The sequence below is a fragment of the Croceicoccus pelagius genome (genome assembly GCF_001661915.1).
Classification (GTDB): Bacteria; Pseudomonadota; Alphaproteobacteria; order Sphingomonadales; family Sphingomonadaceae; genus Croceicoccus; species Croceicoccus pelagius.
On record NZ_LYWY01000019.1, the window covers coordinates 1 to 23,991 of the forward strand.

The window sequence follows — 23,991 nt, forward strand, 5'->3', positions numbered from 1 at the left end:
CAATATGTTCGTGCAACTTAGAGAAGACCCTATTTCCGCCAGATAGAGATGTCACCGTTTGATGCAGCAGGGGTAGCGCGTAGCCCTGCGATCCTGCGCAGCGCTGCCCCTGCTGGTGCGCTGGTCTATCAGATGTCAGTCTTCGGACCCGCTGCGTCAGCAGTGGGCCCTCTCAGACCCTTTCGCCCATGCGCTGGGCCCGTTCAGCCGGGGTCAGGCGCCGGAGCGGAGGGCGCCCACGCTTGCGCTTAACCGTCGGTTGGTCCTGCGGCGCAGGCGAGGGGAACATGTGCGCCCCCTGCGAGCTGCGGCACGGCTCATTTTTGTTTCGCTTCCGCGGGGGCAGCAACTCCTGCATCGCCTTCGCCACCGCCAGCGCCGCATCGAGATGCTTGTTCTCGACGATTGCCGCCTGGTTCACTTGCCGGATCTTGTCGTGCATGCGGTAGGGAAGGACGTGCTCGCCATGGCGGATCTCGAGGCGGCCGTCCGGGTATTCACAGACCTCGACGCGCTTGCCCGCCAGCGACCGGCTGATCTCGTTAGGCTTGAGAATAAAAAGCGCCTTGTTGTAATGCAGCGCCAGTGCCTGCGTTACCGTGCGCCACTCGCGCCAGACCATCTCCGCCTTGAGATCGTCGTGCAGGGCGAGGGGGCGATGCACATCGCGCGGATCGAATGGCGCCCTGGCGAACCGCTGATTGTGCCGCGCCATATAGCCCGGCAGGAACGCGTTGGCATCGCCGATCGTCGAGATGCCTTCTAGGCGCATCGCCTTGACCAGACGGTCCTGCAGTGTCGCGTTTGCCCGCTCGACCCGGCCCTTGGCCTGCGGTGAGTTTGCGCAGATGATCTCGATGTTCAACGCCTCGAGCGCCCGCCCGAAGTGGGTCATGCCGTCGCTCTTGGCCGAGGCCGTGTTGTTGCGGAACACGGAGTGCTTGTCCGAATAGAACGCCACCGGCTTGCCGTGCTGCTCGATATACTCGCGGGTTGCGTCCATGTAGGCGAACGTACTCTCGCTCTCGACCATCTTCAGGTGCATCAGCTCGCTGGTGGCGTCGTCGATGTAGACCAAAAGCGTGCATTGCGGCCCGCGGTCCTCGAACCACCAGTGCTTCGAACCATCGACCTGGACCAGCTCGCCGCGGCAGTCCCGGCGATAACGGGGCTGATAAGGACGTGGGCGGCGGGCATCGCGGTCCTTCCAGAGTCCTTCCTGGATCATCCACTTGCGCAGCGTTTCGCGCGAAATGGTGATCTGGTGCCGCTCCGCAAGATACTCGGTCGCCAGCGTCGGACCGAAATCATGGTAGTGCTCACGGATCAGGCTGAGAACCCGGTCGCGCAACTCCGCCTTGAACGTACGGTTGCTCGGACGGCCGCGCTTCCAGGAAACGAGACCCTCGGGGCCGTCTGCGTGCCACCGGTCAAGCAATCGGTAAACCTGTCGCCGGCAAACCCCGAGAAGCACCGCTGCATCTTCGATCCTCAGTTCGCCACGCTCGAAACGAAGCAGCGTATCGTGCCGTGTAAGCTCGCCATGGCTCATCGCCACCACCGTCATAGCCAAGTCCTCCCGCCTTGCAGGAAGACATGCCACCGGAACCGCGAGACGTCCCGGTTGTGACATCTCTAACTTGCGGGGAGTGACATTTCTAAATTGCGCTTACAACAATACAAATTGGATAATATATATTATGTTAAATAATGGCTTTGATCACGAGAAGCCCAGACCCTTGAGAATCAGGGCTATGATAGTGAACAAAACCACCCACATCGCAATCTGCCTAAGCATCTTGACCTTCGGCAGATCGTACGACCGATAACTGGCGACGGCGAGCACCAGCCAACCAAGCATACTGACTATCGAAACGATCGCGAGCGTCGTCACAGCGTCACGACCATTCCGTCAAAGGCAGGTTCGACATGCTCCGGCGTTTCAGCCGCAACCACATCATAGTCCATGCTTTTGTCGAGATGCGTCAGAATCACCCGCTTGGCGTCGCAGCGTTCGGCGAGTTCGAGCGCCATGCCCAAATGCGCGTGTGTCGGGTGCGGTTCTCGCCGCAGGCAATCAACCACGAGAATGTCGACACCTTCCATGGTATAGACCAGATCGCCCGTGATCTCGCTGAAGTCGGTGGCGTATCCGATCGAATGGTTACCGCTGGAGAATCGGAATGCCGTACTTTGCGCCGGACCATGCGGGCACTGCGTCCATTCGACTGACATTCCGGCAACGAGCCGAAGTCGGTCGAGCGTATCGACGGTCACAATGGTCGGATAGCCGTGTTGCCCGGCAAACACATATCCGAAACGCTGCCGCAGCCGCCGGACGGTCTCAGACGCGGCGTAACCTGGAATCGGGCCACCGCGGCCGTATCGGAGGACGCGGAGATCATCGATCCCATGGCAATGATCGGCGTGATCGTGGGTCCAGAAAACCGCGTCGATCGCATCGATATCATTCGCCAAGAGCTGTTGGCGCAAGTCCGTCGAGGTGTCGACAAGGACGCGCTGTCCGTCGTCTGCTTCTACGATGATGGAAACGCGCGATCGGCGGTTTTTCGGGTTGTCAGGATCGCAGGCACCCCAGTCATTCCCGACCCGCGGAACGCCGGTCGACGTACCGGAACCGAGAACCAGAAGCTTCATACGCGCGCCTTGCTGAACAGCGCGGCGAAATTGCGTCCTGTCGTCTCGCTCAGCTCATCGGCACTCACACCGCGAAGATCGGCCACGAATTGCAGAGTGTCGGCCACGAAAGCGGGTTCGCAAGTCTTGCCGCGATGCGGGACCGGCGCCAGGAACGGCGAATCTGTTTCGACGAGGATACGGTCTTCAGGAATGATCTTGGCAGTTTCCTGTAAGTCCTTAGCATTCTTGAAGGTTACGATACCCGAAAGTGAAATGCTTAGTCCAAGTTCCAGCACTGCCTCGCCAAATTCCTGGGACGCGGTGAAGCAGTGGATGAGAGCTGGGAAGGCGCCCTTCCCCATCTCGTCCCGCAGGATGTTGAGCGTGTCCTTCTCTGCATTGCGCGTATGGATGATCAGAGGTAAACTGGTCTGACGCGAAACGTCGATATGGACGCGGAAAAGAGCCTTTTGAACCTCGCGGTCCGAATGTTCGTAGTAGTAGTCCAGCCCGGTTTCACCGATGGCGATAACTTTCTGGTGCCGTGTAGCCTGAAGGAGCGCCTCGGTGCCCAGATCTTGGTGTCGATCGGCTTCATGCGGGTGGATACCGACACTCGCCCAAACGTCTTCCTCACGTTCTGCGGTGGCGACAATGTCGCTCCATTCACTCTGGCGGGTCGAAATATTGAGGAATCCCCGGACGCCGCGCTCGCGAGCAGCGTCCAACACGTCTTTCTGGCGTTCGACGATACCCTTGTAGTTCAGGTGGCAGTGGGAATCGATCAACATCAGGCAGCGGTTTCTTCGGGCATTTCCAACCTTGGGAACACGCCGACCGGCTTTTCGATCCTGAACCCGCTTGAACAGAGTGAACCGAACCAGTCAGTATCCTCGATCGCGGCATAGTCACGCGCGTCAGCCGGAACGCCCATCTGGTCGAGCAGCTTGTCGATCGAACTGGGCACGACCGGGCGGACTGCGATTGCAAGATCGCGCACGACTTTGAACAGCGTCATAAGCACCGCCTGCATACGTTCAGGATCGGTCTTGCGCAGGGCCCACGGCGCCATTTCGTCAACGTATTGGTTGCAGGCAAAGACCGCCTTCATCCAGGCGTCGAGACCCTCACTGAACGCGAGGTCCGCAAACGAAGCCTTCAGGTCGGCGACACCTGCCGCGACGCTAGCGAACAGGTCTTCGTCAGCATCATCAATCTGCGTAGGATTGATAAGTTCGCCATCCATGTTCTTGAAGATCATGGACAATGTACGCTGAGCCAGGTTGCCGAAGCTGTTGGCGAGTTCGGCGTTGGCGCGGGTCACGATCGCTTCGGGGGAATAGGATCCGTCCTGTCCGAACGCGATTTCGCGCATCAGGAAATAGCGCAGCGGATCAACGCCGAATTTGTGGGCCAGATCGACCGGATCGGTCACATTGCCGAGCGATTTGGATTCCTTCTGTCCGCGATTGAGCAGAAATCCGTGCCCAAACACCTGTTTCGGCACCGGTATCTTCGCGCTCATAAGGAAGGCGGGCCAGTAGACCGTGTGGAACCGGACGATGTCCTTTCCGATCAAGTGCAGGTCTGCCGGCCAGAACTTCGCCATGTCCTCGGTCGCGTCAGGATACCCAAGACCGGTGAGATAGTTCGTCAAGGCGTCGACCCAGACATACATGACGTGATCATCCGCACCCGGAACCTTCACGCCCCAGTCAAAGCTGGTCCGCGAAACGGAGAGATCGCGCAGGCCGCCTTCCACAAAACGCATGACCTCATTGCGGCGGCTTGCCGGGCGGATGAAGTCCGGATTGTCACGATAGAGCGCAAGAAGCGGCTCCTGGTACTTCGAAAGTTTGAAGAACCACGATTCCTCGACCGTCCACTCGACAGGCGTACCCTGAGGCGAGAGCTTTTCGCCCCCTTCCCCGTTGGTCAGTTCGCTTTCGTCGTAATAGGCTTCGTCACGGATCGAATACCAACCTTCGTACCGGTCGAGATAAAGGTCGCCCGACGCCTCCATCGCGTTCCACAGAGCCTGGCTCGCCGCGTGATGGCGATCATCTGTCGTCCGGATGAAGTTGCTATATCCGATATCAAGAAGATCGAACAAATCACGGAAATGCTGCGACATTTCGTTGCAAAGATCGCGAACATCCATGTCGAGCTCGCGGGCTTTCTGCGCCATCTTCAAGCCGTGCTCGTCCGTACCGGTCTGGAACCGGACTTCACGCCCCATCGCGGTCTGAAACCGGGCGATTACGTCGGCGGCAATGGTTTCGTAGGCATGGCCGATATGCGGCTTGCCGTTCGGATAGTGGATCGCTGTGGTGATGTAATAGGGTTCGGCCATCAGGCCCTGCTTTCGTCAGGCGTTGCGGGATGTTTGCGGCGTTGCAACACGCCGGTCAGCGGCCATCCTTAGGGACGGCTGCCGCTGCCAGCAAGCCGCCAATTTCCACCACGGCCAGTCCGGCATCGAAATTGGCATAGGGGATTTCGCGCCCGAAGCGGGTCAGCTGCGTATGCGCCTCGATCAGGCGGGCCTGAAACGGACGCGAAGCGAGTGCCGCGCACTCTGCACAGATCGTGCGGGCGAGCTCAACACTGGCAAGCAGCCGTTCGCGATCGGGGCGGGCGCCGATCGCGGCAGCAAGCGCGCCGCGGCGAGAAAAATCATTGTCGCCTTCCTCGACGATCCGCACCAGTTCACGCCGGATCGCTGCAAGATCGTTCTCGATGAACTTCATGGCAGCGCCGGGTGAGCCATGTGCTGCCCGGACGGCTGCAGTGCGAGCTTCGCTGCTTGCCTGCGGCTCGTTCATGGCCACGATGCGCTCCACCTCGGCGTCCGGCAGGGGTTGGAAGCGCAAGGTGCGACAGCGCGAGCGGACTGTCGGAAGCAAGCCCCCGGGGCGGTGCGAAACGAGCAGGAAGAAGCTGCCGACCGGCGGCTCCTCAAGACTTTTAAGCAGCGCGTTGACCGCCGACTTCTCGAGATCGTCGGCGGAATCGAAGATGATCGCGCGCTTTGCACCCAAAGTGGGACGCGTGGTAAGACGCCGCTGCATGGCGCGGACCTGATCGACACTGATGCTTCGCTTTGTGGCGTAAGGCTTGCCGTCCTCACGCTTCTTCTCGTCATCGGCAGTGGCAGGCAGGCGCGAAAGCACGATGATATCGGGGTGACTTTCAGCGGGCGGCTGCGGCACCCCCGGTTCTGCCACGAGCTCTGCCGCAGCCGCCAAGGCAAATCCGGCTTTTCCCAGACCGGAAGGTCCGGTGAGCAGCCATCCGTGATGCATTCGGCCACCCGCCATTGCGGCGCGCCATTCCTGCCACGGGGTTTCGTGCCCCACGAGTTCGCTCATCGCGCCGCTGCCATGGAATCGACCGCGTGCAGGACCCGTGCGTGCACATCGTCGGCAGTTCCATCCGCGCTGACGATGGCAAAACGATCAGGATCGGCATCGGCTAGTGCTCGGAAACAGGCGCGCACATCAGCGTGATAATCGCTCGCCTTTGCCCCGATCCGGTCCGCAGCCCCTGCATCGCGATCGTCGGCACGGCGTGCCGCTTCGCTTGGATCCAGTTCAAGCAGGATCGTCAGATCAGGCAGAAGGCCCATGCTCCCGATCAGGTGCAATTCGAGGATGTCCTCGTCACCAAGGCCGCCTGCTCCACCCTGATAGGCGCGGCTCGAATCCAGATAGCGGTCGCACAGGACCCACTTTCCGGACTCGATCGCAGGGCGGATCAGCTTTTCGACATGGTCGGAACGCGCCGCCGCGAAAAGCAATGCTTCGGCTCTGTCGCCCCAGTCGTTATCGGGCGAAAGAAGCAGTGCCCGCAACGCTTCCGCGCCGGGCGTACCGCCCGGCTCCCGCGTGACGACATGATCGATCCCGCGCTCGGCCAGCGCCTTTGCAAGCAAGGCAATCTGGGTCGACTTGCCGACCCCTTCCCCGCCCTCGAAGGTAATGAAACGCCCCCGCGCCATGTCAGGTCACCAACGAAAACAGGCCGTTGCGCAGCCGCTGCCACCAGTTCGCCTCTTCGACACTCTCGGAAGCGATCAGCGGCACCGAGCTTTTTTGGCCGTCAGCAGTCTCGATGACGAGCCTGGCCACGCGGTCCCCTTCCACAATGGGCGCCTGGGCAGGCCCGAGATAGCGTACGCTGATTCTGGCCTGAGGGTCTTCGCCGTTCGGCACAGTCACGAAAACGGGGCGCTCCGCCTTAAGTTCGACCTGCCGTTCGGCACCGCCCTGAAGTGCCACTTCGGCGACGGGCTGGTTCATTCCATAGAGCTGATGGGCGCGCCAGCTGTCGAATCCCCATGCGATGAAGTCGCGCGCGATTGCCTTGCGCTCCCTCCCGCTCTGCGTCCCGCCGATGACCATTACGATCCGGCGGCCATTCCGCTCTGCCGAGCCGACAAAGCCGTAACCGGCTTCATTCGTGAAGCCGGTTTTCAGCCCGTCCGCCCCATCGACTACACCGAGGATGGGGTTACGGTTCTTTTGCGTGATCTCGTTCCAGGTGAACTGGGGAATACCGAAATAACGCTGATACTTCTGCGGATGCCTGGTGATGAGCGCCTTTGCCAGCGTCGCGAGGTCGCGGGCGCTGGTATAGGTGCGCCCCTCGTCGGGCCAGCCGTTCGGTGTGTTGAAGTGACTGTCGTTCATGCCAAGTTCCTTCGCCTTGGCATTCATGATGTCGGTGAACTTCGCGACGCTTCCCGCAGCGCCTTCGGCCAAAACGACACAGCCGTCGTTGGCGGAAACGGTCGGGATTGCGCGGAGCAGGTCGTCGACACCCACGGTCGTCCCCTGCGCCACGAACATCGATGATCCCTTGCCGCTCCATTCGCGGAAGGTCTCGTCACGAACCGGCATGCGTTGCTGAGGCTGCAAAAGACCTTCGTCCAGCATCTCGAACGCGGTGTAGATCGTCATCAGCTTCGTGAGCGACGCCGGCATGAAGCGGCGGTCTTCCTCTCGGCTGAAGAGGACTCGCCCCGACCCAAGATCGATCATCAGCGCGATCGGTGCCCCGTCGAGCGAGGCGGGCAATGTCGGCACGTCATTTTCGGCGGCGGGCGGAGCGGCAACTTCGGCCACCGTCTGGGCGGGGCTGGCAAGAACGGCACCCGCCAAGAGCGCGCTGGCAATACGGACGCTGGCCCCGTGGGCGAATTTCATCGTCATTTCCCGGTATCGGCGTTGCCTGATCGGGCGTCAGCGCCGGATTTCGTCTGCCAGAAGGCCTACCGAAAGCGCGTAGTAGTTGGAACAGTTGTAGTCGAGTATCACCCGGTAATTACCTGTCAGCAGATACGCGGTGCTTCCCTCGCCATCAGGTTCGAACAGGATAGCCATCGTGTCGTCCGCGATCGCCTTCTGAGGCCGTATACCCATCGCCTTCCATTCCGCCACCGTACGCCACTGGCTGTGCCGCGCGAAAACGCGCGGGCAGCGGGGCGAGGACAACTGGGTCTTCACGCTGTCGCGGTTGAAGCCTGACGGAACATAGGCGGGTACACCCCACGGTTCACCCGGGCGCCACCCGGCAGAGCGGAAGTAGGCTGCGATCGAGGCCAGCGTATCGGCCCGGCTGTTCCAGATGTCGCGCGTGCCGTTGCCATCGCCGTCCTGGGCGACGCGCAGCCAGACAGACGGCAGGAACTGCGGATTGCCGATGGCCCCGGCCCAGCTGCCGACAAGCTGCGAGCGAGCCACGCCGCGGTCGATCATCTTGAGCGAGGCGATAAGCTCATCCTCGAACAGTTCGCGCCGGCGGCCTTCATAGGCAAGCGTCGCGAGCGAACGGATCGTGTCGAACCCGCCCATGAAAGAGCCGTAGTTCGTCTCATGCCCCCAGATTGCGACAAGGATCTGGCCCGGGACGCCATATTCTCTCTCGATCGCAGGTATGATCGAGGAATTGGCAGCATAAGTGCGCTGACCGCCCGCAATACGCGCCGCGTCGACATGCTTTTGGCGATAGGGCTCAAACGGTGGCGGAACCGAATTCGGGTCATAGGCCTGGGGGCGATCGAGTTCGATCACTCGCTGGTTCAGCGTCAGTCCCGACAGGCCCGATGCGATTGCCCGTTCCGATACGCCTTCCGCCCTCGCCCTTGACCGGACCTGCTCGAGATAATTCTCGAAGCCACTTTGGGTATAGACTTGCGCCGAGGCGGGGACAGCCATGCCGGCACCCCCGAACACAAGAGCAAGCGATTGAAGGAGCGGAATGAATCGTCTGGGAAATTTCATGCAGGCAGAATGACACAGCAAGCGCCGATGATAAATCCCGCCATGCGGTACATGCACGCATGCGCGTGACAAACGGAATGTTTGTCGCTAGCGGGCTTTGCGTCGCGGACAGGTGGCCGAGTGGTTTAAGGCAGCGGTCTTGAAAACCGCCGTGCGGGCAACCGTACCGTGGGTTCGAATCCCACCCTGTCCGCCAATTTCTTCACCGCTCCCCAGTGCGTATCAGGCACCAATCCAACGGGAGATCGTTGGATGGCCGTGGCCACTTCCCGATCTTCTCCCGCCGATCGCGGAGCGAAAGCATGACCGACGGACACGATGTCGCCGAATTCATGCGGCCACACCGACGCGACAGCTTCATCCTCATCGGCTTTCTTGCCATCGCAGTTGCGCTGTTCGGCTTCCTGAAGCTCGCGTCAGAAGTCGCGGAGGGAGATACCTTCGCCTTCGACAAGCACATCCTGTGCGCCTTGCGCACCGCGGCCGATGTTTCCGTGCCTGTAGGGCCGACCTGGCTCAAAACGGCCATGATCGATTTTACGGCACTCGGCGGGGTCGCAGTGCTTACTCTCATCACGGCGCTCGCCGTCGGTTACCTCGTGGCATCGCGCAAGGTGGCGACCGCAGGCTTCGTCGCCCTGTCCATGGCAGGCGGCGCGATCCTGAGTGCGGGAATCAAGGCGGTTCTTGCCCGCCCCCCGCCCCGAACTGGTCCCGCATCTGGTCGACGTGACTTCGGCCAGCTTTCCAAGCGGGCATGCCATGAATTCGTCCATCGTCTACCTGACGCTGGCCGTGCTGCTGGCGAGGGCCGAAAGGAAGCGCGAGATACAGGTCTATCTCATCGCGATTGCCATAGCGCTTGCCCTGCTGATCGGGTTCACCCGCGTATATCTTGGCGTGCACTGGCCGACCGATGTTCTGGCAGGATGGTCGGTCGGCGCGATCTGGGCCGCGCTCTGCTCTTTGATTGCCAAGCAGCTCCAGAGCACCCGCAAGATCGAGGGCCCGAACGGAGAGCCTTCCGAACTCGATCCGGCACAGCCCGAATGAACGAAAACGGCGCCGACTATCCGGCGCCGTCGTTTCGTAATGACAGGTCGATGAAGGCAGCGAGCGGCACTCCCCAGGTCGCCGCTCTACTGCCTTCTCCCCCTCAACAGACCGGGCGAAGGGCCGTCTGCTCGAACCGAATCGGTTCGCGCGGTGCCACGCCCATGATCGAGGCGTCGCGAGCCTTGCGGGTCAGCTGGTCCAGGACCTGCGGCTGAAGCGCGCGGAGAAAGCGGAGACCAATCCCTTCCCCAGAGCGCATCCAGCATACTTCGGCCCTGATCGGCGACCCCTCGCCGATATTGACCTCTACGATATCAGCCCGGCGCAGCGGAATACGCGTCGGTTCCAGCGAGCACCCGTCCGAGGACAGGTCCCTAATCGTTGCACTGCGAGCAAGACCCGGGCCGGTACGAATACGGCACGGTGCATTGAGATTACGACGCTGTTCCTGGCGACACTGCATGACATTCCCCCCGAAGTCACTTGATGGCTGAGTACCCCCCTTTGATGCCGATTCGAGCAGATGGTTACAATTTCGGTAACCATACCCGGCAGTTGGCTGTCCCGGGATCGAACAGTTTCGGAACGACTTGACCGGACATCCGTTCGAACTTGCAACAGGCGGTGGGGGCTCTGCTGAGGAGAATTGCCGTGGAAGCCGTAAACCCGATTGTCTGGATCTTGCTGGCGGTCTTCGTGATCGCGGGCCTGATCGTATGGTACCTCGCCGCCCGAAAGCGCACTGCCCATCTTCGCGACAAGTTCGGTGACGAATACGATCGGACCGTTGACCATGTCGGCCACACCGGGAAGGCAGAGGCCGCGCTGGAAGAGCGTGAGAAGCGCGTCAACGCACTCGATATCCGCCCGCTGACCGTGGAAGAACGCGACAAGTTCGCCGCCGAATGGCACGACGTTAAAGCCGTTTTCGTGGAAAGCCCACCCGAGGCCGTGCTGCATGCCGATCGCCTACTGGCCCGCACGATGAAGACCAAGGGCTTCCCGATGGCCGACTTCGACCGTCGTCATGAGGATCTCACCGTCAGCCATGCCGACGAAGCGCGCCACTATCTGGCCGGTCACGAAATCGCCGAACGCCAGTCGCGCGGCGAAGCTTCGACCGAAGACCTGCGCCAGGCCATGATCCATTATGAAGCGCTGTTCGACAAGCTGGTGGCCGATGTGAAAGACGGCACGGTCACGCCTGTCGAAGACGATATGCACGATACGCGCGGGCCCGTTCGAACTGATGACGGTGCCGTCACCACCCGCGTCGAACCCGGCCGCTAAGACGCAGTGAAGCGTGCGGTCAGTAGCCGGTGTAACGCCCCGGCCTGTGATAGGCGATGAGAATGCCGCTGACCGCCGCTACGCTCAGCACGGAATATAGTGCGAGGTCGGAGGGGATCATGAGAATCGCGGTCAGGATGATGGCCGCATCGAGCACGAAGCTCATCCAGCCCACGCTCCACCCGAATTTCTTCTCCGTCCAGATCGACAGGATCGTCACGCCGCCCACGCCGGCCTTGTGGCGAAGAATGGCGAGGATTCCAGCGCCTGCCGCCGTCCCGCCGGCAAGTGCACCGAAAGCCGGGTGGATCGAGCCGATTTCCATCGAAAACCGGGTTATGGCCGTGATGATGGAAACAAGCCCGACCGCGACCACGGATTTTATGAAATAGTTCTTCCCCAGCGCATTCCACGCCAGGACAAAGAACGGCATGTTGAAGAGCCAGAAGGCCTGATCGACGGTTAGCGGGCTGAGATAGGATGCGAGGAGCGCGAGACCTCCCATACCGGCCGTGACGATGCCACTGGCCTTCATTAGCGTGAGACCAATGGCAAACAGAGTCGACCCCGTCACCAGTCCATAAACGTCTTCGGCGATGCTGTGAGGTATAGCTTCGGGAAAAGCCGTCTCGGGTACGGTTTTCCCAACATCTCTTGCGGTCGTCTGCTTTTCCATCGCGCAGCGCTAGACGCTCACGCAGAGCCGGACAAGTCCGTCAGGAAGGCGCTACAGGATGCTCTTCGATGTATTGCACGCCCATTTTCCGACTGGCTTTGGCCTCACGCGTTCGCTGCGCAATGGTGCGTTGACGCTCAAGCTGTGAAAATGCGGCATGCTCGCCATGATTGGGGAGCGTCTCGTGATCGAGAATTTCGAATTCCATCGGCTCTCTCCATCGGTCCTTTCTGAGGACTATACCACCGAGAGAGCTTTTGCGTTCCGCCCGCCGCGCCGGATCGATCCGGCCATGCGGCAGGCGGATTTTAAGCATCAGATATGGATCGCGCGTCCATATGCCGCGAGCACGCTTTCATGCATGGATTCGCTGATCGTCGGGTGCGGGAAGACGGTCTGCATCAGTTCCGCTTCGGTGGTTTCCAGCGTCTTGCCGACGACATAGCCCTGGATCATCTCGGTCACTTCCGCACCGATCATGTGTGCGCCCAGTAGTTCGCCTGTCTTGGCATCGAACACCGTTTTCACGAACCCTTCGGGTTCGCCCAGGGCGATGGCCTTGCCGTTGCCGATGAAGGGGAACGTGCCCGCCTTCACTTCGAAGCCGGCTTCCTTGGCCTTTTCCTCGGTCATGCCGACGCTGGCAATCTGCGGGTGGCAGTAAGTGCAGCCCGGGATGTTGTTGCGATCAAGACCGTGCGGGTGGACGTCCTTGTTGCCGAGTTCCTGCGCGATGGCTTCTGCAGCAGTGACGCCCTCGTGGCTTGCCTTGTGGGCGAGCCACGGTCCGGGGGTGCAGTCACCGATGGCCCAAAGTCCCTTGACGCCGGTGCGGCCCAGTTCGTCGATCTGGATGAAACCGCGGTCCAGCTTTGCGCCGACAGCCTCAAGGCCGATGTTTTCGGTGTTCGGCACAATGCCGACAGCCGAAATGACGTGACTGAATTCGTGTTCGGCGACCTTGCCGTCCTTGCCCTTGATCTTGGCCTTCACGCCCTTGGTGCCAGCTTCGATCGCCTCGACACCCGCGCCGGTCATGATCGTCATGCCCTGCTTGGTCAGTGCCTTTTCGAGGAACGCGGAAACGTCCTTGTCCTCGACCGGAACGATGCGGTCCAGCATCTCGACCACGGTCACGTCCGCGCCCATGTCGTTGTAGAAGCTGGCGAACTCGATCCCGATCGCGCCAGAACCCATGACAAGCAGCTTGGTCGGCATTTCCTTGGGCGTCATCGCGTGGCGATAGGTCCAGATCCTCTCGCCGTCCGCCTTTGCGAACGGAAGCTCGCGAGCACGCGCGCCGGTGGCGACGATGATGTGCTTGGCCGAAATCGTATCGGCGCCGTCCTTGCCCTTGACCTCGATGCTGGTGGGCGACTTCAGCGTCCCCTCACCCATGTGCACCGTGACCTTGTTCTTCTTCATCAGGTGTGTGACACCCTTGTTGAGCTGCGAGGCGACGCCGCGGCTGCGCTTCACAACCGCTTCGAGGTCCGCCTCGATCTTGCCCGCGATTTTCAGGCCGTAATCCCCCGCGTGTTCCGCGAAATGCTTGATCTCTGCCGACCGCAGCAGCGCCTTGGTCGGGATACAACCCCAGTTGAGGCAGATACCGCCGAGCAGTTCACGCTCGACAATCGCGGTCTTCAAACCCAGTTGCGAAGCCCGGATGGCCGCGACATAGCCGCCGGGTCCCGAACCGAGGACGATCACGTCATAGCTTGCCGACATCTTTCAAAGCTCCTGCCCAGTCTTAAGCGCCGGGCGGTCCTTGACCGCGCGCGGGCGCCCTGTTTCATCAATCACCACGAATGTGAAGGTGCCGCTGCACACTTCCTTCGTCGCTTCGGTGTTACGTTCGCGCGCAATGCCGCGCACCTCGATATTAAGGGAGGTATTCCCCTCTTTCGCGATGGTCGTGTAAATCGACAACTCGTCGCCCACGTCCATCGCGCCCGGAAACCGGAAGTCCGTCGCCCCGATCACAACCGCCGTCCCGCTGGCATAGCGCGAGACAGTGGAACCTGCGCCCAAGGCCATCTGGCTCATCAGCCAGCCCCCGAACACCCCGCCATAGGGGTTCGTATCGGCAGGCATCGCGGTGACGCGGATGACGGGTTCCCCCATCCCGCCGCTCATCAGGCCAGCAGCCCCATCGGCTTTTCGATCAGGTCCTTGAACACCTGCATCAGCTGCGCACCATCCGCACCGTCGATGGCGCGGTGGTCAAAGCTGCCGGTCGCGGACATGACCGATGCGATCTGCAGGCTGTCATCGATAACGTAAGGACGCTTTTCGCCCGCGCCGATGGCCATGATCATGCCCTGCGGCGGGTTGATGACCGCTTCGAACTGCTTGATGCCGTACATGCCCATATTGGACAGGCTGGCCGTGCCGCCCTGGAACTCATGCGGCTGAAGCTTGCCATCGCGCGCGCGGGTGGCGAGGTCTTTCATCTCGGTCGAGATCTTCGAGACCGTCTTGTCCCCCGCATCGACAATGATCGGAGTGATGAGACCGGCCGGGATCGAGACGGCGACCGAAATGTCCGCGCGGCTGAAGCTCAAGAGCTGATCGCCCGCGAACTGCACGTTGCATGACGGGACCGCGACCAGCGACTTGGCAAGAGCCTTGATAAGCAGGTCGTTAACCGAAAGCTTAACGCCGCTGCTGGCAAGGCTATCGTTCAGTTCGGCGCGCAGCTTGAGCAGCGCGTCGAGCCGGATATCAACCGTCAGGTAGATGTGCGGAACCTGCTGCTTCGATTCCGTCAGGCGGCGCGCAATCGTCTTGCGCATGCTCGACAGCTTTTCCGCCGTGTGCGGAATGCCGAAATCCTGCGTCGAGGCCGGTGCCGGAGCGGGTGCAGATGCCTGCGACGCAGCGGCAGGAGCGGCGCCAGCCTTGGCGTTTTCAACATCGGCCTTCACGATACGGCCGTTCGGACCGCTGCCCTTGATGGCCGACAGGTCGATGCCGCGGTTCTGCGCAATGCGCTTTGCAAGCGGCGATGCGATTACGCGGTCGCCGTCCGGAGCTGCTGCAGCGGCAGGAGCGGGGGCTGGCGCAGGTGCCGGGGCAGCCGCTTCCGCCTTCTCCTCGCTGGCTGCAGGCGCAGGTGCCGGTGATGCCGCGGCAGCGGGTGCATCCACGCTGTCGGGATCTTCGCCCTCCTCGGCCAGCGTCGCGATCACGGTGCCGACCTTCACGCCCTCGGTACCGGCTTCGACAGCGATGGCCGCGACGATGCCTTCATCGATGGATTCGAACTCCATCGTCGCCTTGTCGGTTTCGATCTCGGCGATGATGTCGCCCGGCTCGATCTTGTCACCCTTCTTCACAAGCCACTTGGCGAGGGTGCCCTCCTCCATCGTCGGGGAGAGAGCCGGCATCTTGAGCTGGATTGCCATCGATTTCCTTATTGTCTTTTTAGCGAGGGAGCTTTTACGGGCGTTTTGGGGCAGCATGGGCCTTTCGGTCAAGACAGGCGGCGCGCCTTTTTCTTGCGAAGTGCGAACCTTTCGCCCATCCATCCCCGCAGGATGGGTAATTGAGGAACCGCCGCCATTACGATGCGCGTCTATCTGGTGATCATGGACGAAACGCCCGAGGCGCGCGTCGCCTTGCGTTTCGCCTCGCGCCGCGCAGCGAAAACGGGCGGCACGGTCCACATCATCGCCCTCGTCCCCAAACAGCAGTTTGTGGCCTTCGGCGGCGTTCAGGCAACTATCGAATCAGAGGCGAAGAGCCGGGCTGAAGTGCTGGTCATGGCCGCAGCCGGCAGCCTGCTGCAGGAAAGCGGGCGCATGCCGACGATTTCGGTGAAGGTCGGCGATGGTGCAAAGGTCGTGCAAGAATACTTGGTCGAGCACGGCAATATCGCCGCACTCGTGCTGGGCGCTGCTGCCGATGGCGCCCCCGGTCCGCTGGTCGCTCACTTCGCAGGCTCGCGCGCAGGACAGTTGCCCTGCCCGCTGATGATCGTGCCCGGCAGCCTGACTGAAGAAGAGGTGGACGCGCTGAGCTAGGCTTTCAGCGTTTGCGGCTCTGGTGCCGGATATTGCCCGGCCTGCCGCGCTTGCCCTTCAAATAGCCGGTCTTGTCCTGGCGCTTGGATCCGCGCCGTTCGGGCCTGCCGCCGCGCGGCTCGATGCGGCCTTCGAATTCCGGCGGCTCGAACTTCAAGGCACCGGTTAGCGGGTTCGCTTCGGCAAGGCGCAGCTTCAGCCGGTCGCCGGAACGGTACTCGGTTCCGGTCCGGTCCCCGCGCAGGACCTGTGCCTTTTCATCGTAGAAGAACCGCTCGTCACCCAGTACCGAAACCGGCACCAATCCGTCACCGCCGAACCCGATGATCGTGGCGAAGAGGCCGAATTTCTGGACGCCGGTGACGCGGGTCTCGAACACTTCGCCTACGCGCCCCGAGAGCCAAGCCGCGACATAGCGGTCGATCGTGTCGCGCTCGGCTTCCATCGCGCGTCGCTCGGTCCGGCTGATTGCTTCTGTGACGCGATCGAGCGAGGCGCGGTCGCGGTCCGACAGTCCCGACGTGGGAGGAATAGAGTGATCCTTGGGCCGCGGCTGTTCCAGATCGTAAGCATCCACCAGCGCGCGGTGGACCAGAAGGTCCGAATAGCGACGGATCGGCGAGGTGAAGTGCGCGTAGGACCCAAGCGCAAGGCCGAAGTGGCCCGCATTCTTCGGTCCGTAGTAGGCCTGCGTCTGCGTACGCAGCACCTGCTCCATCACCAGCGCCTTTTCGGTATCGTCGGCAACATCCTTCAGGAGGCGGTTGAACAGCCCGGGCGTGATGACCTGCCCCATCGACAGCTTGCGATCCATTGTCGCAAGATAGTCCTTGAGCGCGATCAGCTTTTCACGGCTCGGCGGCTCGTGGATGCGGTAGACGACGGGCGCGGCCTTGGCCTCCAGCGCCTTCGCCGCAGCGACGTTGGCCGCGATCATGAAATCTTCGACCACGCGATGCGCATCGAGCCGTTCGCGAACGGCGACTTCGGCGATCCGCCCTTGCTCGTCCAGAACGACCCGCCGCTCAGGCAGGTCGAGATCGAGCGGATCGCGATCGTCGCGCGCCGAGTTCAGCGCCTTCCAGCAGGCCCAGAGATGCTTGAGATTGTCGCCAGCCTCACCCGCATCGATACGGACCTGTGCCTCCTCATAGGCGATCACTTCGCTGATCTGTACGATGGCGCGGGTGAAGCGCCAGTCCTTGATCCGCCCCGTCTTGTCGATGACGAGATGACAGGCCATTGCCGCCCTCGCCTCGCCCTCGCCCAGCGAACAGACGTCGGCGGACAGGATTTCAGGCAGCATCGGCACGACGCGGTCGGGGAAATAGACCGAGTTGCCGCGCTTTCTCGCCTCGCGGTCGATGGCGCTGCCCGGACGCACGTAGAACGAAACGTCGGCAATCGCGACAAGCGCCTTCCAGCCACCGGCGTTCTTCGGGTCGTCATCGGGCGCGGCCCAGATCGCGTCATCGTGATCGCGCGCATCGGCAGGGTCAATCGCGACGATCGGCAGGGTACGCAGATCCTCGCGCTTGTCCTCGCTCAGCGGTAGCTTCGCCGCAACTTCCGCCTCTTCCAGTGTGTCGGACGAGAATTCGAAGGGAATGTCGTACTTGTTGATCGCGATGAGCGAATAGGACTTCGGCGCCAGCGGATCGCCCAGAACCTGCGTCACCTTCACGCCAGAACGCGGCGACTTGCCTGCCGGCTCGGCAAGGACGAGCTGGCCCTTTTCCGCCTCGCCAAGGTTTGCGATGGGCAACGAAGACCGCATCGATTTTTCGATCGGGGCCAGCCAGCCCTTCCCGCTGCCGTCGATCTCGACCACTCCCATGATCGATTCGTGGGAGTCGGGCAGCTTCTTCATCGGGTGGGCGAGCCAGCCGTTGGTGGTTTCCTCGGTACGGGCCAGCACCCTGTCGCCCTTGCGCAACGCGGGCATCTGCCTCGCCTTTCCGCGGGCCTTGGTCTCCACCATGCGCAGGCGCGGTGGCGGGGTGCCGCTGTCCGGCTCCCACGCATCGTGAATGGCGATGGCCTCGCCCTCTTCGATGTCGACGACGCGCAGGACTGTCACCGTTGGTACGCCACCCATTCGGTGAAACGCGCGACGGTCACCATCAATCAGACCTTCGTCAGCCATGTCCTTCAGCAGCGCCTTGAGCGCGATCTTCTCCTGCCCCTTGAGCCCGAAGGCACGCGCGATCTCGCGCTTTCCGGCAGGGGTCTCGGACGACTTGATGAAGTCCATGACCTGCTTCTTGGTGGGCATTCCGGGAGTGCGCTTGGGAGATTTCGCCATATCCGCCCCATGTGGCCCCGCCCACGCCCGTGCGCAAGCAGGAACCCTTCATTGCGCAGTCATGCGCGCGGATGTATCCGGTTTCAGGTAAAACCATTCCCGTGCGCTGACGCACGCTGAAAGAGCATGACAGGCCCTATGAAGACCCTCATCACTGCAACGCTTATGTCCGCAACGGCGCTGACTGCCATCCCAGCACAAGCCGGAACGGTCGAGGATTTCCTCGGCGAGCCGATCGCCACGGCCAAGGATGCCGCCACGCTGGACGCGCGATGCGAAAAGGTGATGACCGAGTTGGAGCGTCAGCTGGGCGCGCTTGAAAAGGCCAAAGGTGCCGCGACCGTCGCCAATACCCTCCAGCCTTATGACGAGCTGATCGGCCTGCTCTATGCTGCTGGCGGTGAATTCGTGGTCTACCGCGAGGTCATGCTCGATGCCGAACGCCGCGAGGCTGCCGGAAACTGCGAGAGCCGTATCGATAATTTCGACAGCACGATCAGCCTGTCCCGCCCGCTTTACGACCGTTTGAAGGCCGTCGACGTGAGCGGGGAGGATGACAAGACCAAGTACTACATGTCCCAGATCCTCGCATCTTTCGACCGCAATGGCGTGTCGCAGGACGCAGAAGGACGCGCCAAGATCGCCGCTCTTCAGGAAGAGATCACCAAGGCCGGCACCGAGTTCGACCGCAATATTGCCGAGAGCACCGGCTCCATCAAGGCGCTGCCCGTGGAACTGGCCGGTCTGCCGCAGGACTTCATCGATGCGCACCCGGTCGGCCCTGACGGCCTCGTGACGCTGACGACGTCCAACACGGACGTGACGCCGGTACTCGCCTACGCCGAAAGCGAAATCCTGCGTGAGCGCCTGATGCGGGTCTATTATTCGCGCGCATATCCAGAAAATCAGGAAGCCCTGCGGCGCCTGATCAACAAGCGTGACGAACTGGCAAAGGCGCTGGGCCGTGAAAACTTCGCCGCTCTCGCGCTTGAGCCGCGAATGATCGACACGCCAGAAAAGGCCGCAGCACAGATCGAACAGGTCGCCGCCGCCGCGCTGCCCGCCGCAGAAGCCGACATCGCGCTTAAAAAGGAGGTCCTGGCCGAATTGAAGCCGGGTGTCGACCTCAACATCTTCAACACCAGCTATGTCGCGACCCAGGTGAAAAAGGACCGGTTCGACCTCGATCCGCAGGAAGTGCGCCAGTACTTCAATTACGACAACGTGCGCGACGGTGTATTCCGCCTGGTCGAAGACCTGTTCCAGGTCGACATCGTGCCGTGGAAAACTGATGTCTGGCACGAAGATGTCGAGACGTTTGAAATCCGCGATCGCGGGCAGGTCCGCGAAGCCGGAGCCGTGCTGGGCCGCTTCTACCTTGATTCCCATCCGCGCGACGGCAAGTACAGCCACGCGAACCATGTCACGATGCGCGACGGCGTGGGCGATGCCCCTGCGGTGTCGGCGCTGGTCATGAACCTGCCCAAGGGCGGCTATGACACCGGCCTGATGGAACATGCCGACGTGGAGACTTTCCTCCATGAATTCGGCCACCTCATTCATAACATCCTCGGCGGCAACCAGCGCTGGTACGGACAGGCTGGCGTCGCGACCGAGCGGGATTTCGTCGAAGCCCCCTCGCAGATGCTCGAAAACTGGGTCTACGACTACGACACGCTGGCACGGTTTGCGAAAAACGAGGCGGGTGAGACGATCCCGCGCGAACTGGTCGAGAAGATGCAAGCCGCCCGCTATTTCGGGCGCGGACAGTACGAACGCCGCCAGGCCGGTTATTCGAACGCCTCGCTGAACTATTATCGCGGCCCTGCGCCCGACGATCTTTCGGAAGCATACCGCACCTGGGTCAACGAATACTCGATGTTGCCCTTCCCCGAAGGTACCCATAGCGAGGGCCGTTTCGGGCATCTCAACGGCTATTCTGCGGGCTATTACACTTACGGCTGGTCGCGCGTGATCGCGGCTGACCTGTTCACCCGTTTCAAGACCGCGGGGCTGCGCGATCCGCGGACCGCGATGGATTACCGCGTAAAGGTTCTGGGTGCAGGCGGTACGCGTCCCGCGGCCGAACTGGTCGAAGATTTCCTTGGTCGTCCCGTCAGCTTCGAGGCTTTCTCAGAAGAAGTCGCGCAAGGCACGAAGAAGGACTGATCTGAATGACCTTCGTTTCCAGCGATCTGCTGCGCGCCCGTTTCAGCGCGGCAATGTCGGCTATGTACCGCGAGGAAGTGCCGCTTTACGCGACCCTTCTGGACATCGTGGCGGACGTGAATGCGAAGACCGACGCGGATCTTGCAAGCCGCGATGGTGCGCGCCTTTCGGCGGAGCGTCACGGCGCGATCCGTGTGGGCACGGCGGAAGAGCTGTCGCAGATGCGGCGGTTCTTCGCGGTCATGGGAATGGATCCGGTCGGCTATTACGACTTGTCGCCCGCGGGCGTTCCGGTCCACTCAACCGCGTTCCGTCCGGTGACGAACGAGGCGCTGGCCGCCAATCCGTTTCGCATGTTCTGCTCGTTGCTGCGGTTGGAACTGATCGACGATGCTGGGCTTCGGGACCGTGCCGCAGAAGCCCTGTCGAAACGACAGATCTGTTCCGACCGTCTGCTCGACCTCATCGCCAAGACCGAAAGCGATGGCGGGCTTGGCGATGACGACGGCACAGCGTTTCTGGCCGAGGGGTTGGCGGTGTTCCGCTGGCACTCCGAAGCGCAGGTGTCGTCAGCCGATTACCGCGCAATGAAAGCGCAGCATGGCCTTGTTGCCGACATCGTCTGCTTCAAGGGGCCGCACATCAATCACCTGACGCCGCGCACTCTCGACATCGACGCGGTACAGGGCGAAATGATTGCGCGCGGTATCGATGCGAAAGACCGTATCGAAGGCCCGCCACGCCGGAAATGCCCCATCCTGCTGCGCCAGACGAGCTTCAAGGCGCTTTCCGAAGCGGTCACGTTCAAGGATGGCAGCGAAGGCGCGCATACCGCACGTTTCGGCGAGATCGAGCAGCGCGGCGCTGCACTGACGCCCAAGGGGCGCGATCTCTATGACACCTGCCTCAACCGCGCGCTTGCTGCAGACGGTGACTACGAACAAGCACTTGCCGCGTCCTTTGCGGACTTCCCCGATGACTGGGATATGCTGCGCAGCGAAGGCCTCGCCTATTTCCGCGAGGACGAGAGCGGCGTCGTGCCGATCGTTTGGGAAGACTTCCTGCCCGTCAGCGCGGCGGGCATTTTCCAGTCGAATCTCGGCGACGATGCACGCGACAATGCAATGCAGGGCGGCACGCAAGCCGCGTTCGAGGCGGCACTTGGCTGCCCCGTACGCGACATGTTCGAACTTTACGCAGCCCAGGCGGAGGGGGTCGCCCTTACTGCCTGAGCCAGGCGATTAGTAGGATCGCCCGACGTAGATCGTTTCGACCGCGTCTTCGCCGGTGAAGAAGCACGGCTTTTCGGGCTTGTCTTCATCCATCGGCGTGTTGCGGATGGTCAGCTTCAGGCTCTTCAGCTTCTCGACCACGGCTTCCAGCGCGTCGCCGCTCGGCCTCGACCATGCTATCTTCACCCAGCCCGGCTTCTTCGCGGTTTCGCTGAAATGCTCGGCCAGCGCCTCGAACGTTTCGATATCGTGGCGGATGTTCTCGTCGCGGCGCTTGCGGGCTTCTTCGTAAAGCGAAGACTGGATGCTTTCGAGCATCGATGCTGCGCCAAAGATGAAGTCGTCGCGATCGACAAAATCGAAGTCGGGCTTGCCGTCTTCGCGCCAGAGCCGATCGCGCCGCAGGACGGCAAGCTTGCTGTTCTCCATGTCCCGCGGGCCGACTTCAACGATGATCGGCGCGCCCTTGCGGACCCAGTCCCAACGCTTTTGCGCGGCCTTGCCCGGGCGGCTGTCGAGAAGAACGCGAACGGGCTCGCGGAAAGCATCCTGTTCGGCCAGTGCCATCCTTACGTGTTCGCAATAGGCGAGCACCTCGGCATCGCCTTCCTTTTCGCGCAGCATCGGCAGGATCACGATCTGGTGCGGCGCCAGACGCGGCGGCACGCGCAGGCCGTCATCATCACCGTGCGTCATGATCATGCCCCCGATCATGCGGGTCGACATGCCAAAGCTGGTCGTGTGGCACAGCGTCTGCTGGCCTTCCTTGTCCTGGTACTGAATGTTGGCGGCTTTGGCGAAACCGGTGCCAAGGTAGTGCGATGTACCTGCCTGAAGCGCTTTGCCGTCCTGCATCATCGCCTCGATCGAGAAGGTCGAGACAGCGCCGGGGAAGCGTTCATTCTCCGGCTTTTCGCCCGCAATCACTGGCATGGCCATCACGTCTTCGGCAAAGCTGCGGTAGATCTCCAGCGACTGCAGCGTATGCTCCATCGCCTCTTCCCGGGTCGCGTGGGCGGTATGCCCTTCCTGCCAGAGGAACTCGCTGGTCCGCAGGAACATGCGGGTCCGCATTTCCCAGCGCACGACGTTCGCCCACTGGTTGGTCAGCAGCGGCAGATCGCGCCACGACTGGATCCAGCGGCTCATCGCCTGCCCGATTACGGTCTCGGACGTCGGGCGCACGACAAGCGGTTCTTCCAGCTTTGCGTCGGGATCAACGACGAGACCGCCATCTTCCGCCTTCAAACGGTGGTGCGTGACCACCGCCATTTCCTTGGCAAAGCCTTCGACGTGTTCGGCTTCCTTTGCGAAATAGGATAGCGGGATGAACAGCGGGAAATAGCAGTTCTGATGACCCGTCGCCTTGATCGCATCATCCAGTACGCGCTGGATGCGTTCCCAGATACCGTAGCCCCACGGCTTGATGACCATGCAGCCGCGAACGCCCGACTCTTCGGCCATATCTGCCTGGGCGACGACGGCCTGGTACCAACCGGCGAAATCGGCCTCGCGCGTGATGTCGAGGGCATGTCGGATCTTGGAATTGGACACGGGGTTGGTCTGCCTGAATTCTCGTGTGAACCTGTAAGGCCGAAAAAGAACGCGGGGCAGCCGAAGCCGCCCCGTCTTGCCGGCATTTCGCCCCTATGCGGGGCGAAGCCGTTTGCCAAGCGCTCTCGCTACTTGCCCAGCTTGTCGAGTTGCTTCTGCATCTCTTCCATCTGCTTGCGCAGGGTGTCGATGTCGTCGGTTTTCTTCTCGGGCTCTCCCGCCGAACCTTCCGCGCCGGGCATGCCGGGGCGCGCGGCCATGAAAGCCTCGGTCGCGGCCTGGAACATCGCCATGTTCTGCTGCGCCAGCTTTGCCAGCGGATTAGTGCCGAGGCTGTCCTCCAGCGCCTTGCGCATCTTGAGCTGATTTTCGCGGAAATGCTGCATCGACATTTCGAGATAGTGCGGAATCATCGACTGCATCGAATTGCCGTACATGCCGATGAGATCGCGCAGGAACGAGACCGGCAGCATCTGCGAGCCGCCCGCTTCCTCGTCCATGATGATCTGGGTCAGGATCTGGTGCGTGATATCTGCGCCGCTCTTCGCGTCGATCACCTGGAAGTCGACGCCGTTCCGCGTCATTTCTGCAAGGTGATCCAGCGTGATGTAGCTGGACGAATCCGTGTTGTAGAGGCGCCGGTTGGCGTATTTCTTGATGATGATGACATCATCTTTCTTCTCGGACTCAGCCACAGATATCCGTGCCTCCTGTTCTTGCAGCATTGGTGCCGCGATTATGCTGCAACTGCTATTAG

Annotated in this window: 23 protein-coding genes and 1 tRNA gene; 6 read left to right on the plus strand and 18 right to left on the minus strand. The window is 61.6% G+C overall.

Annotated features, from left to right (window positions below; all coding sequences use genetic code 11):
- Nucleotides 1-172: 172 nt before the first annotated feature.
- The 9 genes from A9D15_RS03470 to A9D15_RS03505 form a co-directional block, all read right to left on the minus strand.
- Entirely contained in the window at nt 173-1,567 is a 1,395-nt protein-coding gene (locus tag A9D15_RS03470) for an ISNCY family transposase (RefSeq protein WP_066761594.1), read from the minus strand.
- A gap of 153 nt (nt 1,568-1,720) precedes the next feature.
- Nucleotides 1,721-1,894, minus strand: a complete 174-nt coding sequence (locus A9D15_RS16715) for a hypothetical protein (RefSeq protein ID WP_172807455.1) — start codon at nt 1,892-1,894, stop codon at nt 1,721-1,723.
- Nucleotides 1,891-2,658, minus strand: coding sequence for an MBL fold metallo-hydrolase (locus A9D15_RS03475; RefSeq protein ID WP_066761822.1), 768 nt, complete (start codon nt 2,656-2,658; stop codon nt 1,891-1,893). Before A9D15_RS03475 ends, A9D15_RS16715 begins: the two co-directional genes overlap by 4 nt.
- Complete coding sequence (locus A9D15_RS03480) at nt 2,655-3,431, minus strand: TatD family hydrolase (RefSeq protein WP_066761823.1); 777 nt, start codon at nt 3,429-3,431, stop codon at nt 2,655-2,657. The genes A9D15_RS03475 and A9D15_RS03480 overlap by 4 nt, the downstream gene beginning before the upstream one ends.
- Entirely contained in the window at nt 3,431-4,993 is a 1,563-nt protein-coding gene (gene metG / locus A9D15_RS03485) for a methionine--tRNA ligase (RefSeq protein ID WP_066761824.1), read from the minus strand. The genes A9D15_RS03480 and metG overlap by 1 nt, the downstream gene beginning before the upstream one ends.
- Before the next feature lie 55 nt (nt 4,994-5,048).
- Nucleotides 5,049-6,011 carry a DNA polymerase III subunit delta' gene (locus A9D15_RS03490; RefSeq protein WP_066761826.1) on the minus strand — a complete coding sequence of 321 codons (963 nt, stop codon included), beginning with the start codon at nt 6,009-6,011 and terminating at the stop codon, nt 5,049-5,051.
- The gene (tmk, locus tag A9D15_RS03495; RefSeq protein WP_066761827.1) at nt 6,008-6,640 is read right to left on the minus strand and encodes a dTMP kinase; all 633 of its coding nucleotides are present in this window, start codon (nt 6,638-6,640) and stop codon (nt 6,008-6,010) included. Before tmk ends, A9D15_RS03490 begins: the two co-directional genes overlap by 4 nt.
- A 1-nt stretch (nt 6,641) precedes the next feature.
- The gene (locus tag A9D15_RS03500; protein WP_229660371.1) at nt 6,642-7,847 is read right to left on the minus strand and encodes a D-alanyl-D-alanine carboxypeptidase family protein; all 1,206 of its coding nucleotides are present in this window, start codon (nt 7,845-7,847) and stop codon (nt 6,642-6,644) included.
- Between the two features lie 36 nt (nt 7,848-7,883).
- Nucleotides 7,884-8,858, minus strand: coding sequence for a lytic murein transglycosylase (locus A9D15_RS03505; protein WP_229660370.1), 975 nt, complete (start codon nt 8,856-8,858; stop codon nt 7,884-7,886).
- 172 nt (nt 8,859-9,030) lie between these two features.
- Between A9D15_RS03505 and A9D15_RS03510 the strand changes: the two genes are divergently transcribed.
- A tRNA-Ser gene (locus A9D15_RS03510) sits at nt 9,031-9,120 on the plus strand.
- Between the two features lie 491 nt (nt 9,121-9,611).
- Nucleotides 9,612-9,977: a phosphatase PAP2 family protein gene (locus tag A9D15_RS16395; RefSeq protein WP_172807456.1), complete on the plus strand. Its 366-nt coding sequence runs from the start codon at nt 9,612-9,614 to the stop codon at nt 9,975-9,977.
- Nucleotides 9,978-10,080: 103 nt separating this feature from the next.
- On the opposite strand, the gene A9D15_RS16155 is transcribed toward A9D15_RS16395, so the two are convergent.
- A complete protein-coding gene (locus tag A9D15_RS16155) occupies nt 10,081-10,443 on the minus strand; it encodes a PilZ domain-containing protein (RefSeq protein ID WP_082924232.1) in 363 nt (120 codons plus the stop codon).
- A gap of 188 nt (nt 10,444-10,631) precedes the next feature.
- Here A9D15_RS16155 and A9D15_RS03520 point away from each other — a divergent pair, with 188 nt between their 5' ends.
- Entirely contained in the window at nt 10,632-11,270 is a 639-nt protein-coding gene (locus A9D15_RS03520; RefSeq protein WP_066761833.1) for a hypothetical protein, read from the plus strand.
- Between the two features lie 19 nt (nt 11,271-11,289).
- Here the strand turns inward: A9D15_RS03520 and A9D15_RS03525 are convergent, their stop codons facing one another.
- From A9D15_RS03525 to A9D15_RS03540, 5 genes are all read right to left on the minus strand, one after another.
- Entirely contained in the window at nt 11,290-11,946 is a 657-nt protein-coding gene (locus tag A9D15_RS03525; protein WP_082924233.1) for a YitT family protein, read from the minus strand.
- A gap of 40 nt (nt 11,947-11,986) precedes the next feature.
- A complete protein-coding gene (locus A9D15_RS16400) occupies nt 11,987-12,154 on the minus strand; it encodes a hypothetical protein (protein ID WP_156521632.1) in 168 nt (55 codons plus the stop codon).
- A gap of 107 nt (nt 12,155-12,261) precedes the next feature.
- On the minus strand, nt 12,262-13,677 hold the full coding sequence (lpdA, locus tag A9D15_RS03530; RefSeq protein ID WP_066761835.1) for a dihydrolipoyl dehydrogenase: 1,416 nt from the start codon (nt 13,675-13,677) through the stop codon (nt 12,262-12,264).
- A 3-nt stretch (nt 13,678-13,680) separates the two neighbouring features.
- Nucleotides 13,681-14,073, minus strand: coding sequence for an acyl-CoA thioesterase (locus A9D15_RS03535; protein ID WP_066762141.1), 393 nt, complete (start codon nt 14,071-14,073; stop codon nt 13,681-13,683).
- Nucleotides 14,074-14,084: 11 nt separating this feature from the next.
- Complete coding sequence (locus A9D15_RS03540) at nt 14,085-15,356, minus strand: pyruvate dehydrogenase complex dihydrolipoamide acetyltransferase (protein WP_066761837.1); 1,272 nt, start codon at nt 15,354-15,356, stop codon at nt 14,085-14,087.
- A gap of 162 nt (nt 15,357-15,518) precedes the next feature.
- Here A9D15_RS03540 and A9D15_RS03545 point away from each other — a divergent pair, with 162 nt between their 5' ends.
- Entirely contained in the window at nt 15,519-15,974 is a 456-nt protein-coding gene (locus A9D15_RS03545) for a universal stress protein (RefSeq protein ID WP_066761839.1), read from the plus strand.
- Between the two features lie 4 nt (nt 15,975-15,978).
- Here A9D15_RS03545 and A9D15_RS03550 read toward each other — a convergent pair whose 3' ends face one another.
- The gene (locus A9D15_RS03550) at nt 15,979-18,279 is read right to left on the minus strand and encodes a ribonuclease R family protein (protein WP_066761841.1); all 2,301 of its coding nucleotides are present in this window, start codon (nt 18,277-18,279) and stop codon (nt 15,979-15,981) included.
- A 138-nt stretch (nt 18,280-18,417) separates the two neighbouring features.
- Between A9D15_RS03550 and A9D15_RS03555 the strand changes: the two genes are divergently transcribed.
- Both A9D15_RS03555 and A9D15_RS03560 read left to right on the plus strand, forming a co-directional pair.
- Nucleotides 18,418-20,448 (plus strand): M3 family metallopeptidase, encoded by a 2,031-nt coding sequence (locus A9D15_RS03555; protein WP_172807457.1) that lies wholly within the window; start codon nt 18,418-18,420, stop codon nt 20,446-20,448.
- 5 nt (nt 20,449-20,453) lie between these two features.
- Nucleotides 20,454-21,680, plus strand: a complete 1,227-nt coding sequence (locus A9D15_RS03560; protein ID WP_066761846.1) for a VOC family protein — start codon at nt 20,454-20,456, stop codon at nt 21,678-21,680.
- A 9-nt stretch (nt 21,681-21,689) separates the two neighbouring features.
- Here A9D15_RS03560 and proS read toward each other — a convergent pair whose 3' ends face one another.
- Entirely contained in the window at nt 21,690-23,234 is a 1,545-nt protein-coding gene (proS, locus tag A9D15_RS03565; RefSeq protein WP_066761848.1) for a proline--tRNA ligase, read from the minus strand.
- Between the two features lie 128 nt (nt 23,235-23,362).
- Nucleotides 23,363-23,929 carry a polyhydroxyalkanoate synthesis repressor PhaR gene (gene phaR / locus A9D15_RS03570; protein WP_229660369.1) on the minus strand — a complete coding sequence of 189 codons (567 nt, stop codon included), beginning with the start codon at nt 23,927-23,929 and terminating at the stop codon, nt 23,363-23,365.
- Nucleotides 23,930-23,991 lie beyond the last annotated feature (62 nt).

What these genes read in the sequence shown, in the direction of transcription:
- A9D15_RS03540 (WP_066761837.1), bottom strand. Translation starts at nt 15,356, where the DNA reads ATGGCAATCCAGCTCAAGATGCCGGCTCTCTCCCCGACGATGGAGGAG.
- A9D15_RS16155 (WP_082924232.1), bottom strand. Translation starts at nt 10,443, where the DNA reads ATGCAGTGTCGCCAGGAACAGCGTCGTAATCTCAATGCACCGTGCCGT.
- A9D15_RS03475 (WP_066761822.1), bottom strand. Translation starts at nt 2,658, where the DNA reads ATGAAGCTTCTGGTTCTCGGTTCCGGTACGTCGACCGGCGTTCCGCGG.
- lpdA (WP_066761835.1), bottom strand. Translation starts at nt 13,677, where the DNA reads ATGTCGGCAAGCTATGACGTGATCGTCCTCGGTTCGGGACCCGGCGGC.
- A9D15_RS03480 (WP_066761823.1), bottom strand. Translation starts at nt 3,431, where the DNA reads ATGTTGATCGATTCCCACTGCCACCTGAACTACAAGGGTATCGTCGAA.
- metG (WP_066761824.1), bottom strand. Translation starts at nt 4,993, where the DNA reads ATGGCCGAACCCTATTACATCACCACAGCGATCCACTATCCGAACGGC.
- A9D15_RS03490 (WP_066761826.1), bottom strand. Translation starts at nt 6,011, where the DNA reads ATGAGCGAACTCGTGGGGCACGAAACCCCGTGGCAGGAATGGCGCGCC.
- A9D15_RS03470 (WP_066761594.1), bottom strand. Translation starts at nt 1,567, where the DNA reads ATGACGGTGGTGGCGATGAGCCATGGCGAGCTTACACGGCACGATACG.
- A9D15_RS16400 (WP_156521632.1), bottom strand. Translation starts at nt 12,154, where the DNA reads ATGGAATTCGAAATTCTCGATCACGAGACGCTCCCCAATCATGGCGAG.
- A9D15_RS03505 (WP_229660370.1), bottom strand. Translation starts at nt 8,858, where the DNA reads ATGGCTGTCCCCGCCTCGGCGCAAGTCTATACCCAAAGTGGCTTCGAG.
- A9D15_RS03535 (WP_066762141.1), bottom strand. Translation starts at nt 14,073, where the DNA reads ATGGGGGAACCCGTCATCCGCGTCACCGCGATGCCTGCCGATACGAAC.
- A9D15_RS03550 (WP_066761841.1), bottom strand. Translation starts at nt 18,279, where the DNA reads ATGGCGAAATCTCCCAAGCGCACTCCCGGAATGCCCACCAAGAAGCAG.
- A9D15_RS03555 (WP_172807457.1), top strand. Translation starts at nt 18,418, where the DNA reads ATGAAGACCCTCATCACTGCAACGCTTATGTCCGCAACGGCGCTGACT.
- A9D15_RS03545 (WP_066761839.1), top strand. Translation starts at nt 15,519, where the DNA reads ATGCGCGTCTATCTGGTGATCATGGACGAAACGCCCGAGGCGCGCGTC.
- tmk (WP_066761827.1), bottom strand. Translation starts at nt 6,640, where the DNA reads ATGGCGCGGGGGCGTTTCATTACCTTCGAGGGCGGGGAAGGGGTCGGC.
- A9D15_RS03500 (WP_229660371.1), bottom strand. Translation starts at nt 7,847, where the DNA reads ATGAAATTCGCCCACGGGGCCAGCGTCCGTATTGCCAGCGCGCTCTTG.
- A9D15_RS03525 (WP_082924233.1), bottom strand. Translation starts at nt 11,946, where the DNA reads ATGGAAAAGCAGACGACCGCAAGAGATGTTGGGAAAACCGTACCCGAG.
- A9D15_RS03560 (WP_066761846.1), top strand. Translation starts at nt 20,454, where the DNA reads ATGACCTTCGTTTCCAGCGATCTGCTGCGCGCCCGTTTCAGCGCGGCA.